The 16,092-nt window shown below is 35.5% G+C and carries 8 protein-coding genes; all 8 read right to left on the bottom strand.

Going from position 1 to position 16,092, the window contains the following annotated elements; genetic code table 11:
* Positions 1 to 40 precede the first annotated feature (40 nt).
* Positions 41 to 3,013: a protein translocase subunit SecDF gene (secDF, locus tag EV142_RS11660; protein WP_132035880.1), complete on the bottom strand. Its 2,973-nt coding sequence runs from the start codon at positions 3,011 to 3,013 to the stop codon at positions 41 to 43.
* A 227-nt stretch (positions 3,014 to 3,240) separates the two neighbouring features.
* A complete protein-coding gene (gene mdh, locus EV142_RS11665) occupies positions 3,241 to 4,176 on the bottom strand; it encodes a malate dehydrogenase (RefSeq protein WP_127336948.1) in 936 nt (311 codons plus the stop codon).
* A 109-nt stretch (positions 4,177 to 4,285) separates the two neighbouring features.
* Positions 4,286 to 6,226: a DNA topoisomerase (ATP-hydrolyzing) subunit B gene (gene gyrB, locus EV142_RS11670; protein WP_132035883.1), complete on the bottom strand. Its 1,941-nt coding sequence runs from the start codon at positions 6,224 to 6,226 to the stop codon at positions 4,286 to 4,288.
* Between the two features lie 300 nt (positions 6,227 to 6,526).
* On the bottom strand, positions 6,527 to 9,262 hold the full coding sequence (locus EV142_RS11675) for a M16 family metallopeptidase (RefSeq protein ID WP_132035886.1): 2,736 nt from the start codon (positions 9,260 to 9,262) through the stop codon (positions 6,527 to 6,529).
* 206 nt (positions 9,263 to 9,468) lie between these two features.
* Positions 9,469 to 11,085 carry an asparagine synthase B gene (asnB, locus tag EV142_RS11680; RefSeq protein ID WP_132035889.1) on the bottom strand — a complete coding sequence of 539 codons (1,617 nt, stop codon included), beginning with the start codon at positions 11,083 to 11,085 and terminating at the stop codon, positions 9,469 to 9,471.
* A 235-nt stretch (positions 11,086 to 11,320) separates the two neighbouring features.
* Positions 11,321 to 12,997 (bottom strand): asparagine synthase B, encoded by a 1,677-nt coding sequence (asnB, locus tag EV142_RS11685; RefSeq protein WP_132035891.1) that lies wholly within the window; start codon positions 12,995 to 12,997, stop codon positions 11,321 to 11,323.
* Between the two features lie 429 nt (positions 12,998 to 13,426).
* On the bottom strand, positions 13,427 to 13,876 hold the full coding sequence (locus EV142_RS11690; RefSeq protein WP_132035894.1) for a hypothetical protein: 450 nt from the start codon (positions 13,874 to 13,876) through the stop codon (positions 13,427 to 13,429).
* A gap of 396 nt (positions 13,877 to 14,272) precedes the next feature.
* Positions 14,273 to 16,027: a TonB-dependent receptor gene (locus EV142_RS11695; protein WP_132035897.1), complete on the bottom strand. Its 1,755-nt coding sequence runs from the start codon at positions 16,025 to 16,027 to the stop codon at positions 14,273 to 14,275.
* Positions 16,028 to 16,092 lie beyond the last annotated feature (65 nt).

A 16,092-nucleotide genomic window follows, 5' to 3' on the forward strand; every position in this document is an offset into this window, starting at 1 on the left:
CAACTTTCGTTGGATCTTTTTTTTATAATAAAACAGCTAATTAAGCTTTGTTATGCTTGTCTTCGATAGTATGTTTATCATCTTTAGAAATCGTGTCAACCAATACCGGTGTAGCGATAAATAACGAAGAATAAGTACCTACAACAATACCTACTAACATGGCAAAGATAAATCCTCTGATTGACTCTCCACCGAAAATAAACATTGTCAATAATACAATGATCATCATTAATGAAGTATTCAATGTTCTTGATAATGTAGTATTAATAGAAGCGTTTACAATATCTTCAAAACTACCTTTACGGTTTCCGATAATGAACTCTCTGATTCTGTCGAATACAATTACAGTATCATTCATGGAGTAACCGATTACGGTAAGGATTGCAGCAATAAAGTGCTGATCCATTTCCATGTGGAAAGGCATGAATTTATAACATAAAGAGTAGATTCCTAATACGAAGATCACGTCATGCGCAACAGCTGCAATCGCACCTAATGAATATTGCCATTTACGGAACGATACCATTAAGTATAAGAAAATCGCTGCCATAGCACCCAAAACTGCCCAGTAAGAGTTCGTTTTGATATCTTCAGAGATAGAAGCTCCAACTTTAGAAGCCTGAAGAACTCCAACTTTTTTACCGTCGTAAGTATTGGTAAATTTATCATAAGAAGTGTTAGGATAATATTTCGCTAACGCTTTGTATAATATTTGATTTACTTCTTCATCAACTGCTACTCCGTCTTCTTTGATTTTGTATTTAGTCGTAATTTTCAACTGATCATCGTCACCTAAGATTTTAGCTTCTACAGGCGTTCCGAAAGCAGCAGATAATTCATCTGAAACTACAGTTGCATCAACTGGTTTTTCAAATTTAACCTGGAAAGTTCTTCCTCCGACAAAGTCAACACCCTGATCTAATCCGTTAACGAAAAAGATAGAAATCAAACTTACTACCACTACAATTGAAGAGAAGATATAAGTAAATTTCTTGATTTTGATAAAATCAAAGTGGAAATTAGTAAACCAGTTTTTAGTGATATTCGTAGAGAAAGTCAAATCACCTTTTCCGGCAATATTTCTGTCAATAAAAATTCTTGCAATAAAGATTGACGTAAACATAGAAGTTACGATACCAATCAATAATGTTAAAGCAAAACCTTTGATTGGTCCTGTTCCGAAAATAAACAAGATCGCTCCGGTTAAAACGTGCGTAACGTTTGCATCAATGATAGAACGCATTGCTCCGTGCCATCCGTAAGATGTAGCTACTGCTTCAGACAATGACTTACCTTCACGTAATTCCTCTTTTGCTCTTTCAAATATAATAATGTTAGCATCTACTGCAGTACCTAATGTTAATACGATACCTGCAATACCTGGCAATGTTAATACAAAACCAAAACTTGCCATAATTCCAAATAAGAAAAGTAAGTTTAATAATAAGGCAAGGTTAGCATACCAACCTGCTTTACCATAATAGAAAACCATCCACAAACAAACTAATAAAAATCCAATTATAGATGACATTGTCCCTGCATCAATTGCAGCCTGACCTAAAGATGGCCCAACCACTGTTGATTGAAGAATATCTGCAGAAGCCGGTAATTTACCTGCATTCAATACGTTTGCTAAATCTTTAGTTTCAGCTACATCAAAAGAACCTGTGATTTCAGATCTTCCTCCTGCAATAGGTCCACTAGTAACACCCGGTGCAGAATAAACAATATTATCTAAAACAATAGCGATATAACTTTTTTGAGAAAAAGCTCTTCCTGTCAGTTCTTCCCAAACTTTAGCACCCTGACTGTTCATTTGCATAGAAACAGCCGGTTTACCCATTTGGTCAAAGGTATCTTTTGCATCAGTTACAAGACCACCGTTCATAGCCGGGATATTATCTCTGTTTCCTTTTAAAGCATATAATTCAACTACTTCAATATCTTTTGCTTTTGCATCTTTTATAGTAGTTGGTTTACTCCATACAAATTTTGCATAATGCTGATCAGCACCCAATAAAATTCTGATTTCAGGTCTCTTGAAGTATGCATTAACAGTTGCAGTATCTTTTGGAGCGAAATAACCTAAAACCGGTCCACCACCCTGACCTAAAATTTTGTCAAATAACGGGTTGTTTCCTTTTTTAGCTTCAGTTGAATCTTTAGTATCAGTCAATAAAGCATTCAATGAATCTTTAGCAACTGTTTTAGTTTCTGTTTTTTTGATTTCAGTCTTTTTCAGTGCTTCGTTTGCAGCTACTAAAAAGTTTCCGATTTCTTCTATTTTATAAGTTTCCCAGAACTCTAACTGAGCTTTTCCACCTAATAATTTTTTAATTCTATCTACATCTTTTGCACCTGGAAGCTCCACTAAGATTCTTCCTGTGGCACCTAATTTTTGGATGTTTGGTTGAGTAACACCAAATTTATCGATACGCTCTCTAAGTACTTTGTAAGCACTTTCGATAGACTCATCTACTTTTTTTCTAATCACTTTTTGCGATTGCGCATCAGTCATTTCAAAAGCAATTCCACCTTCACCCTGTAAGTTTCTGTTGGCAAAAATTTCAGGTGATGCTAATTTTGTTGTACCGTTTGAATTTGCATCAAAAGCCTCAAAAAATTTATCTAAATAACTTTTGTTTCCTTCTAAATTTGCAGTCGCATCAGCTAAAGATTTATTAAAAACAGGGTTTTTAGAATTATTAGCTAATCCTTTTAAAACATCTTTAATAGAAATTTGAAGAATAACGTTGATTCCTCCTTCTAAGTCAAGACCTTTATTGATTTGTTTGTTTTTTACTTCATTGTAAGTAAAATCCGTAAATCCAAGATTCACCACTTTTTCTTTACCAATAGAATCTAAATATTTTAGCTCTTTATCAGGATTATCTCCTGCAAAAGCCTTAGCCTCACTTTTGACATGGCTTGCCACATAAGTGAACGAAAGTTGGTAAATACTTACCAATGCAAATAGAATTGCGAAAAATTTAATAAGTCCTTTATTCTGCATTATTACTAAAAATTAATTATGTTTTATTGTTTGTTTTTGTTTTAAAGTCCCATAAAATAAGCCCTGACATGATTTTTTCAAAACTAAAAAACTAGATCACGAATTACAACATTTTTTTTAAACCGAGCAAATATATAATTTACGAAAAGATTAACCAATTTATTTATTAATTAATCTCAAAAAAAAGACTGCAAAAGTGCAGCCTTATCTTTTTTTTACCAAAATCATTATACTAAAATCGATTTTAGGGCATCATTCATACCTCTAACTGCATCTGCACTTTTAGCGAATAAAGCTTTTTCCTGCTCGTTTAACTGGATATCCAAAATTTCTTCCACTCCGTTTTTACCAATTATACAAGGTACTCCTATACATATATCGTTTTGACCGTACTCTCCTTCTGTAAAAACAGAACAAGCAATCATTTTCTTCTGGTCATTTAAAATACTGTCAACAAGGTATGCTACAGAAGCTCCGGGTGCATACCACGCAGAAGTTCCTAAAAGACCTGTAAGGGTCGCTCCGCCTACCATAGTATCTGCAGCTACTTTTTGTAATGCTTCTTCCGAAAGAAATTCTGTTACCGGAATTCCGTTGTAAGAAGCTAAACGTGTTAACGGAATCATAGTCGTATCACCATGACCACCAATAACCATTGCAGAAATATCATTTGCCGGTTTATCTAAAGCCAAAGACAAATAGGTCCTGAAACGGGAACTGTCTAAAGCTCCTCCCATACCAATAATTCTGTTTTTCGGCAATCCGGTAGATTTTAAAGCTAAATAAGTCATCGTATCCATTGGATTCGAAACTACAACGATAATTGTATCGGGTGAATGTTTTAATACATTCTCCGCAACTGTTTTTACAATTCCTGCATTTATACCAATTAATTCTTCACGTGTCATTCCGGGTTTTCTTGGAATTCCGGATGTAATAACCACTACATCACTTCCGGCAGTTTTAGAATAATCATTGGTTACTCCGGATACTTTGGTATTAAAGCCTGTGTTTGTTGCACATTGCATAATATCCAATGCTTTTCCTTCAGCAAAACCTTCTTTAATATCCAACAACACTACTTCGCTGGCAATTCCTCTATAAGAAATAACATCTGCACATGTAGCTCCAACATTTCCTGCTCCTACAATGGTAACTTTCATATTTTATACTTTATCGGTTATTAATTAATTTGTTTGTTTTATAAATCGACAATTCGTTTAATCGTCTAAGTAAATTTAAACAATTAAACGAATTGATGATTAAATATTATTACGCATCGATATTAGCGTAAACTGCATTTTTCTCAATAAATTCTCTACGTGGCGGAACTTCATCTCCCATTAACATAGAGAAAACTCTATCGGCTTCTGCCAGACTGTCAATGTTTACCTGACGTAAAGTTCTGAAACTCGGATCCATGGTAGTTTCCCACAATTGCTCCGCGTTCATCTCTCCAAGACCTTTATAACGCTGAATAGCAGCACTTCCACCCATTCTTTCGTTCGCCTGATCACGTTGCACATCATTCCATGCATATTCCTTTTTATTTCCTTTCTTCACTAAGTATAAAGGCGGAGCTGCAATATATACGTGACCTTCTTCGATCAGTTCTTTCATGAAACGAAAGAAGAACGTTAATATTAAAGTAGAAATGTGACTACCATCGACATCGGCATCACACATAATGATTACTTTATGATATCTAAGTTTTTCAAGATTTAGGGCTTTACTGTCTTCTGAAGTACCAACGGTAACTCCTAAAGCGGTAAAGATGTTACGAATCTCTTCGTTTTCGAATACTTTATGATGCATTGCTTTTTCAACATTCAGAATCTTACCACGTAAGGGTAAAATCGCCTGAAACGCACGATCACGACCTTGTTTTGCTGTTCCACCAGCCGAATCTCCCTCGACAAGGTAAACTTCACATCTTGCAGGATCCTGTTCAGAACAATCCGATAGTTTTCCCGGCAATCCGCCGCCACCCATAACCGTTTTACGCTGTACCATTTCACGTGCTTTTTTAGCAGCGTGACGTGCCTGAGCGGCCAAAATTACTTTCTGGATAATGATACGGGCATCATTTGGATTTTCTTCCAGATAATTCTCTAACATTTCTCCAACAGCCTGAGAAACAGGAGAAACTACTTCTCTGTTCCCTAATTTTGTTTTAGTCTGTCCTTCGAATTGTGGTTCTGCAACTTTTACCGAAATAATAGCGGTTAATCCTTCACGGAAATCATCTCCTGCAATTTCGAATTTCAATTTATCCAGCATTCCGGATGCATCAGCGTATTTTTTAAGGGTTCTTGTTAAACCACTTCTAAAACCTTGTAAATGCGTTCCTCCTTCGTGCGTATTGATATTATTTACGTAAGAGAAAATATTCTCTGTATAACTTGTATTGTAAATCAGCGCAACTTCAACCGGAATTTCACCTTTTTCGTGATCCATGCTGATAACGTGAGAGATAATTGGCTCACGGTTACCGTCTAAATAACGAATATATTCTTTTAGACCTTCGTCTGAGTGAAAAACTTCAACTTTAAATTCGCCCTTATCATCAACTTCTCTCTTATCGGTAAAAGTGATGGTGATTCCTTTATTTAAGTACGAAAGCTCACGCATACGTGCTGATAAAGTATCATAAGAGAACTCTGTAGTCTGGGTAAAGATCGTATTGTCAGGATAAAAAGTCTGACGTGTACCTCTTTTATCCGTTTCTCCAATTTGTTTTACCGGATATAAAGATTTACCTCTTTCGTATTCCTGCTCATAAATTTTACCGTCTCTAAAAACCGTAGATTTCATATGAACAGAAAGGGCATTTACAACTGAAACCCCAACACCGTGCAAACCTCCGGAAACTTTATAAGAATCCTTATCGAATTTACCTCCGGCACCAATCTTAGTCATTACTACCTCAAGTGCCGAAACACCTTCCTTTTTATGTAAATCAACCGGAATACCACGACCATTATCTTCAACTGTTACTGAACCGTCTTCGTTGATTGCAACACCAATAGTATCACAATGTCCTCCCATCGCCTCATCAATAGAGTTATCAACAACCTCATAAACCAAATGGTGTAGCCCTCGAACCCCTACATCTCCAATATACATCGATGGACGCATTCTTACGTGCTCCATTCCTTCTAATGCCTGAATACTATCTGCTGAATAATTGTTCTTCTTGATTTCTTCGCTCATATAATTTATTCTAAAAAAATGTAATTATTGTCTAACACGCAAATATATAAAAACGCAAATTATATATCCGTTAAATTACGATTTAAAGCTGGTAAGTTATTAACATATTGTCAAAAAAAGCCAATAAAAAAAGGAACAATCGATTTAAATTCCAATTTTTTAAAATTCCAAATTCCAAAAGTTGATTATGCAAAAAAACCGAAACAAACATCGTGATGTCATTTCGGTTTTTGAAGTTTTTATTTTTAAAATTTAAAATGCTAAATTGGAATTTGGAATTTTAAAAAATTGGATTTTTTTTTATTGTTTTTTATTAAAATCACCTACATAAATAGAAGTCATTTTATCCAGACTTAAATACTTTTTCAAAGCACTGTTTACTTCTTGTATTTTCAATGCTTTGACTTTGGTTTCTAAATCATCATAATCTTCCAGTGGTATTCCGTAAGTAAGGTGTGTATTAACCAGACTCATTAAAGTATCGTCACTTCCCAATCTGGTTTTTCTCTTATTCTGCCAGCTTACCAGATTTGTTTTCAGTTCTTCTTCTGTAAATCCGTCTTTTAATGCTTTTGTAATTTCTTCTTTTGTCGCCACTTCAACAGCCGTTTTTTTCGTGGGATTTAAAAATGCATAGTATTCCCAAAAAGCAACATCATTTGTAATCGGAACATCAATAAATGAACCTGCCCCGTAACTGATTCCTTCTTTTTCTCTTAATCGCATTGGAATTCTTGACGTTAAGAAACCTCCGCTTCCAATAATTTCATTAACCATAATGAAAGCTGGATAATCCGGGCTTTTCGTGTCCATTTTTAGACTGATTTTCCCAATAGCCACAGCGTTTTCCTTATCCGGAGTGCTATAATCTTTATCTAATTTCTGAGTATCAAAATAACTTGGTTTGGCAAGTTCATATTTAGATTTGGAATTCCATTTACCAAAAGTTTTTTCAAGAATTTCAGCGGTAGTTTTAGCATCTAAATCTCCGATCACACAACCTGTCCCGTTCTGTCCTCCTAAAATATTTTTGTAGAAATCTACTATTTCAGATTGTTTAATCTTCTTAAAAGCATCTATTTGTTCCTGGATTGTTGATGTATAAAAAATACTTTCTTTCGGATATTTGGAAGTTACTCTTGCAATTTCCGTAAAAGCTACCGACTGAGGATCATTCAGATTAGATTCCAGGTACGTGTTGTATTCCGTAATAGTCTTTGTTAATTCATTTTCCGGAAAAGTAGAATTCACCAGCAAATCAGATAAAATATCCATTACTTCTTTAAAGTTTTCTTTATAAGTATTGATATTGATCGATAGGATTTGTCTTGAAAAACCAAAATTCACACTAGATTTCAACTGATCTAATCTATCCTGAATTTGTTCTTTTGTTCTGGTTTTGGTACCTGTTTTCAGCAATTGTGCCAAAATTCCCCCTACATCAGATTTACCTGCCAGATCTTTCTCGTTACTTACAGGGAATTTAAAACTTGCCTGAACTTTTCCTCCTTTTATTTCTTTTTTAACCAATCCGTATTTCGCACCATTACTCAGCTTGCCTTCTACCAGATTTTGTTTTAAATTTTTTATGGAAGCTTCAAATGCAGCTGTTTCTTTTTCTAAAGCTTTTCCTTTATAATCTTTAGTAATCGCTGCTATTTGTTCATCTGTAATTTCTACAGTCTTTAATCGCTGCTCTTCTTTAGACGGAATAAAAATCCCTACAGTTCTGTTGTTGCTATTGAAATATTTTTCTGCAACTCTTTGTATATCTTCTTTTGTTAATTTCTCAACAGCATCACGATAGATAAACCCAAGTCTGTAATCTCCCGCTCCGATAACTTCTGTCAGATTGATTGCATATGAAATTGTATTGTTTTTTATGCTTTCGATCTGTTTAATAATTTTGGCCTTAGCTCTGGCTACATCTTCATCTGTATATTTTGTTGCAGGGATTTTATCCAGCTCTGCCCTTACGATATTTTCCGTTTCCTTAATGTCTTTATCATTTGGTACCGCTACTCCAAAATACACAAAACTTGCATCTCTTACTGTTGGCTGCCAGCTGTAAATACTAGATACTTTGCGGGTTTCCACTAACGTTTTATACAGGTAACCAGACGGATCTGCCGTTAAAATTTCTGTCAAAGCATCAATTGCAGCATAATCTTTATCAGCGTAAGGAGCTGTATGATACAAAGCACCTACATTTTTACTGTCCCCTGCTCTTCTTAATTCTACAAATTTCTCTCCATCCTGAGCTGGCTCAATGGTGTAGGTTTTATCTAAAACTCTTTTTGGTTTTGGTATCACTGAAAAATACTGTCCTATATATTCCAGTGCTTTTTGCTCATCAAATTTACCTGCAATAACCAAAGTTGCATTGTCAGGCTGATAGTATCTTTCGTAAAAAACCCTTAAAGTATTTGCTTTTACACGCTCGATATCTTCTTTACTTCCAATCGTACTATTTCCGTAATTATGCCATAAAAAAGCGGTCGAAACTATTCTCTCCTGCAAAACGCCGTCCGGATTGTTTTCTCCAATCTCAAATTCATTTCTTACTACAGAAAACTCTTTATCCAAATCTGTTTGCAGAATGGTAGAATTAATCATTCTGTCCGCTTCCATCTCAAGACTCCATTTCAGGTTTTCATCGTTGGAAGGGAAAACTTCATAATAATTGGTTCGGTCCAGCCAGGTAGTTCCGTTGGCATTTCCGCCTTTATCTGAAAGCATTTTTTTTATATCTCCAAGATTTTTTGTACTCTTAAAAAGCATATGCTCCAGTAAGTGAGCCATTCCTTTTTCTCCGTACCCTTCATTTCTGGAACCCACATTATAAATGATATTGACCACCATGTTGCTTTGAGAAGCATCTGAAATCAACAATACTTTCAATCCATTATTTAATGAATATTCTTTCACACCTTCTACATTTGTAATGTATTTAGGGGTTTCCTTTTTTTGAGCATAAACAGAACTCATTACGCCCAGTGAACAGCACAAAATTCCTTTGAGTAATACTTTTTTCATATTTTTCATTCAATTATTAAGACAAGATTAATTATTTATGACTAAACCAAATATAGTACTTTTCTTAGATACAACGAATCATTTAAAAAATTGAATCGCATAAAAAAATCCGAAACAAACATTTCAATGTCGTTTCGGATTTTGTAATCATCTCTTAAAGCCAACTATAATTCGGAATTATTTATTTTCTATTGAAAATTTTATCTCTAAACTCCCACACCTGATTTTGCAATTTTAACATCTGCTTTCAGGTGGGCTGCATTTGCTCTTCCGCTTGGATCCTGATTTTCCTGCCATTTTGGAATCCATTTTCGAACGGTTTGCGCCGCACTGACCTGTGGATAATGTTTATGGAAGATCGATCTGTATAAATAAGCTTCTTTTGTGGTTGGTGAATTGTATGGGAATTCTGCATTTGCACCTTCCAGTTGTTGATCCGTTACCTGCGTAGCACAATAGGCAATTAATTCGTCAATCCAGTTATACCCTACCCCATCTGAAAATTGTTCTTTCTGACGCCATAAAACCTCTGTTGGCAAGTATGGATTCTCAGGCGTATCAAATGCTTTTCTCAGAATATATTTCTCAATTCCGTCATAGGTCTTAGGCTGTTTTTCTTCCGGTTTTATTAACATATTCGCATCCAGGAAATCTTTGTCTAAAAACGGAACTCTTGTTTCGATGCCGTTTGCCATTGTCGATTTATCAGCACGCAATAAATCTGCCGTAAACAATTTCTGAACCCTTTCGATCGTTTCTTTTTGAAATCCTTCTGTCGACGGAGCATTTCTGAAATACAAATGACCTCCGAAGATTTCATCGGCACCTTCTCCGGAAAGAATGGCTTTTATTCCTTTTTCAGCTATCGCTTTCGACAATATAAACATGGGGACACTCGCTCTTACCGAGATTACATCGTATGTTTCAATATTCTGAATTATTTTTTCCAGAACTTCAATTCCTTCCTGAACAGAAAAATGAATTTCGTGATGTTCTGTTCCTAAAAATTCAGCTGCTTTTCTGGCAATTTTATTATCCGGAGCGTCAGCATTTAATCCAATGGAAAAAGATTGTATTTTTTTTCCGCTTCCGGCCAGTAATCGGGCAGCAATTGAAGAAATCAAAGAGGAATCCAATCCTCCCGAAAGCAAAACTCCAACCGGTAAATCGCCCATTAAACGTTTACGGACTGCTTCTGTCAGCGTCTCTCTTATTAAAGATAATTCAAGGTCGTGACTGGCCTTTTCATAATCCTCATATTCAGGCTGATAATATTTTACAAAACCTGTTTTTGGCGTGTAATAATGTCCCGGAGGAAAAGTTGAAAATGTTTTGCACTGATCTGCAATTGGTTTCATTTCGGAAGAAAAATAAATTCTTCCTCTTTCATCCAGACCGTAATACAAAGGCTTAACACCCAACGGATCTCTGCCCGCAATATAATCGTCTCCGTCAATAATTACAAAAGCAAAATCCCCATCTAACTTATTGCAAAAATCATATCCGAATTCTTCGTACAAATGCACAATAACTTCTGAATCTGATTTCGTTCTGAACGTATACTCTTTTAAAAGTCCGTTTTTTAATTCCTGATAATTATAAATTTCACCATCATGTGCCATCCAGGCATTCTTAGTTCCCTGAATAGGCTGTTTTCCAGAATTCAAATCTATAATAGACAAACTTTCATGGCAGATAATACTGCCATTTTCCAGGATCTGATACCCTCTTTCATCAGGACCACGGTGCGACATTCTTTTAGAAAGCTCCCTCACGAGCTGTGGGTCTTTTCCTTTACCTATAACGGCTAATATTCCAGACATACCATTCTTTTTTTTATTTCTATTCTTTTTAAGTAATCTTAAATTTTATTTCACAATACTTTCTAAGTTAGTTTTCAGCTATTCTTTGGGGAATGTCAAATATAAAAAAGAAAGTTAAATAATTGCCAATAATTATTTTTAAGTACCTGAAATAATACAATTTAACATTTAACGAAGAAAAACGTTCCCGAGAGGAGAACGTCTTTCTGATTAACAATTTTTAATTTAATGATTCTTATGCTTTTACGTAGGCGTCATCGTGTACACTTGCCACTGCTCTTCCGGAAGGATCATTCATGTTTTTGAAAGCTTCATCCCACTCCAGTGCAATTTTTGTACTGCAGGCCACACTTGCTTCCTGAGGCACGCACAAAGCGGCTGCATCACTAGGGAAATGTTCTGCAAAAATAGAACGATAGTAGTATTCTTCTTTTGAAGTCGGAGTCTGTAATGGAAATTTAAATCTTGCATTTGCCAATTGTTCATCTGAAACTTCTTTCCCGACTACTTCTTTCAAAGTATCAATCCAGCTGTATCCTACTCCGTCAGAAAATTGTTCTTTCTGTCTCCAGGCAACACTTTCCGGCAACATGTCTTCAAAAGCTTTACGAACTACCCATTTTTCCATCGGGTGTTCTTTGTTGATCATTTTATCCTGTGGGTTGATGCGCATGGCAACATCCATAAATTCTTTATCTAAAAAGGGTACACGGCCTTCAATTCCCCATGCTGCCAGACTTTTGTTGGCACGAAGGCAATCGTACATATGTAGTTTGCCTAATTTACGAACGTTTTCTTCATGGAATTCTCTGGCGTTTGGTGCTTTATGGAAATATAAATATCCTCCGAATAGCTCATCTGCTCCTTCACCGGACAATACCATTTTGATTCCCATTGACTTGATAACTCTCGCCATCAGCCACATTGGAGTTGAAGCTCTAACTGTGGTGACATCATAGGTTTCCAGGTTATAAATTACATCACGAACGGCATCTAAACCTTCCTGAATTGTAAATTTAATTTCATGGTGAATGGTGCCGATATGTTTCGCTACAATCTGAGCAGCCGCTAAATCCGGAGAACCGTCTAATCCTACTGAAAAAGAGTGCAGTTGCGGATACCAGGCATCTGTTGTATCATCTGACTCGATACGTTTTTGCGCATATTTTTTGGCTACAGCCGAAGTAATAGACGAATCTAAACCTCCTGAAAGCAATACTCCGTAAGGAACGTCACTCATCAATTGTCTGTGAACCGCTGCTTCAAGTGCTTTTTTGATTTCCGGAATACTGGTTTCATTGTCCTTTACGGCATCATAGTCTGTCCAGTCTCTTTTGTACCATTGTACAAATTCACCATCTTTACTCGTCATGTAGTGCCCCGGAGGAAACAATTCGATTTTGGTACAATATCCTTCTAACGCTTTCAATTCGGAAGCAACATAAAAAGTTCCGTCCTGATCCCACCCAATATATAATGGAATAATTCCCATGTGGTCACGAGCAATAAAATACTCATCTTTCTCAACGTCATAAATAGCAAACCCAAAAATTCCGTTCATTTCATCAATGAAATGAGGTCCTTTTTCCTGGTAAAGGGCTAAAATTACTTCGCAGTCACTTTCTGTCTGAAAGTTATATTTCCCTTCAAATTGTTTGCGCAATTCTCTGTGGTTGTAAATTTCACCGTTTGCAGCCAGAACCAATTTTTTGTCTTCTGTAAATAATGGCTGTTTTCCTGAAGCCGGATCTACAATTGCCAGACGCTCGTGAGACAGGATTGCTTTATCATTGCTGTAAATTCCGCTCCAGTCCGGTCCGCGGTGGCGAATGATTTTAGACATTTCTAATACTTGAGGTCTTAATGTTTCAGCTTTTTGTTTTAGATCAAAGGCACATACGATTCCACACATAATTATATATTTTTATTTTTAAATTTTATTTTGATAGGGCAAAGATGCAGTAATGGTTATAATTGAAAAACACAAAAGCCTATTTGAGTTACAATTTAAAACCATAAAATCAATTTTACATATAAATTGTAAAATTTTAGCACTAAAAAAAGCTTTGAACTTGAAAATTTTAATTTTGACCTGAAAACCGGTTTAAAATGTAATTTTTCAGAGAGAAGACTGAACTTTTTATTATCTAATTTAATTTTCATTGAAAAATCAACAAAGCTGTGAGTAAAAACAGCGAAAAGAATATTTTTTTAGCCGTAATGCTAAAATCGAAGCTTATTGCTAAATCTAAAAAATGGTACAGGGATTTGGCAGATTAAGCGGATCTACTGCTATTTTAATTATTCTAAAAGGATATAATGATGCAAAACTAAATGTATTTTACAAAACACTTTCAATAGTGTAATGCGTTTTATTGATCTCAAACTGAAACCCAACTTTGTTTCCCATTAAATGAGATCCTAAAGGAGATTGTGGAGAAAGTGCAATAACATTTATACCGTCGATCGTGATTTTGGGAAGGGCGACACTTAAGTACAGGTAAATTCCGTTGGCTTTGACCAGACTTCCGGAAATAATATTTTCTGTCTTTTTTGAAGCATCAATTTTATCTAAAATCGCTTTTTGGGTTATCGCTTCTTTTAGCTTATTGGTTAGTTTTTCCTGTTCGATATGCATCATCGACAGCGCCGTTTCGTGCTTATCGCCGGCGGAACCTTTTGCATCGTTTTTTGAGTCTTCCGTCAGAGCCGAAATCATGTCCCTGAAAACATCTATCCGGTCCTGAACCATTTGTAAATAATGGGTATGTATTTTTCGTTTGAATTCCATTTTTTTAAGGTACTGAGGTTCTAAGGTACAAAGATGCAAAGGTTCTTGTTTCTTTGACACTAATTTTCGCTAATTTTTTTTTGCCACTGATTAAAAGAATCAAAATGATTATTTACTTTAATTTACTGCGGCTTTAATTCGTGAGAATTTGTGACCCGAGCGATAGCGAACAGGCGAAGCAAATTAGTGGCTAAAAAATCATCTGAACTTAATAGTTTTATTTTTGCCACTGATTAAAAGGATGAAAATGATTATTTCATTTCCTTTGATTTAAAAGGCCTCGATTCGTGAGAATTCGTCAAATTTGTGGCTAATTATAAAAACAAAGTTCGCTAAATCTATATGAAAGATTAGCGAACCTTGCGTAAAACTTAGCGCCCTTTACGGTTAATTTTATTAAAAATCGAATTTATAATTGGCTCCGCCTAAGACCTGAAATCCCTGTACAGGATAATTCAGCCATTTTTCGTAAGCCTGATTTCCGATATTATTCAGTTTTAAGAAGAAAGTCAGACGTTCACTGTATTTGTAACCCAAATGTGCATTGGCATCAAAATAACTTTTTAAAGTTACTATAATCGGATCTGTGGCAAGTGCTAAATTCGACTGCATATCCTTACGTTCTCCCACATAAAAAACATTCAGGCCGGCATACCATTGTTTGGTGATATTTACATCCAGATTTGAACTTAATTTGATTGTTGGCAAATTCCAGGCTTCTAAAGCGCCGTCATTTTTGTAGCTGTTAAAAGTTCCGTTGATTCCAAAAGTAACATTTTCAGAAAAATCAGCTTTTAGTTCCCCGTAAAAACGAAAGGTTCTTACGTCCTGATACACCACTCCAAACGAGTTTCCGTAAGCATAGTTTTCCTTTGAAAAATCTTCTGTATAGTCATTGCTTTTAAACAATGCCTTATTTTTTTCATTCAGATAAGAACCGGTTACATTATAATTGATATTATTGGCCAATTTTCCTTTCAAGCCTGCAAAAACAGTGTATTGATTGCTGGTAGGTCTCATATTCAGCGTTGGCGACAAAAACGGATTTTCGGTCACAAAATCAGCGTAGGAGTTCTGATTCAGGCTGCCATTTGCTCCTGCATAAAAAATCATTAAATCACCTACTAATTTATAGGAAGCATTTACTTTTGGATAAAAATAAAATTTATTGCCGCTGTTCTCAGAATCCAAACCGTAATATAATCCGGCTCCTAACTCTAACGTCCAGTCGTTTTCAAGAATTACAAAACTGGGCTCAATTCCAAAATTAGTCAGGCTGTATTTTAAAGGCTCCGTATTATCCTTCGCATAATTGTTTTCGAAACTTCCGCTTACGTGATCTACAATGATATTGGTATTGATAGACTGGTCCATCACGTCTACTTTAAAAGATGGTTTTACGTAAAACCGATTTTCAGAAGAAGAAAAATTATCCGAAAAATGCGTGAATCTGGTAGTTATTTTATTAAAAATTCCTTCCGTGAAATCAATATTTCCGCCTAAAGAAATGGTATTGTAAGAATGATTGGGATTAATTTTATTTACTAAATCCATACGTTGTTCGGGAAGCAAAGTCGAACCAAATGCAGCCGGTAAACCGTACAAGTTGTAGATCTGGTTTTGATAACCCAAATCAACAGCCCAGGACATATCGCGATTGTTTGCGCCGTAACCAATATTCAAAGCAGTATCATAAAATTCATCATTTAACTCTGCGTCTTTTATTCCGCCTTGAGAGGAATGATGACGGAACATTCCGGAAAGATAATCGTTGTTTCCTAAATCCTGCGTGACAAACAATTCCGCATTTAGAGTGGAATAATTACCCAATCCTACAGTCGCATAATTGCTAAACAAACGTTCCTGTTTTGATTTCTCTACTCCTTCTGCTTTTCCTTTTGAAGGCGTAAAAGTGGAAGCCACAGGAACAGACAAAATACTGTATTTAATCGTTTCTTTTGGCTGATTTCCGGCATCGTCCAGCGAAGGAGTTTCTTTTACTTTAAAAGCATCCAGGACTTTTGGCGAATAGGGTTTTACAACATTTACCGTTTCTGTTCCGATGCTTTCTTCTTTCGTCTGCGAAAAGGAAAGCTGAAAAACAAACAGCAAAATCAAAATGATGGTTTTATTCTTGAAATTAATTTTCATATTTATTTTATTTTGTAAAATGTAAAATGTGATTTGTGAGATGTAAAATATTTTTACGACTTACA

Source organism: Flavobacterium circumlabens (assembly GCF_004345565.1).
GTDB classification, from domain to species: domain Bacteria; phylum Bacteroidota; class Bacteroidia; order Flavobacteriales; family Flavobacteriaceae; genus Flavobacterium; species Flavobacterium circumlabens.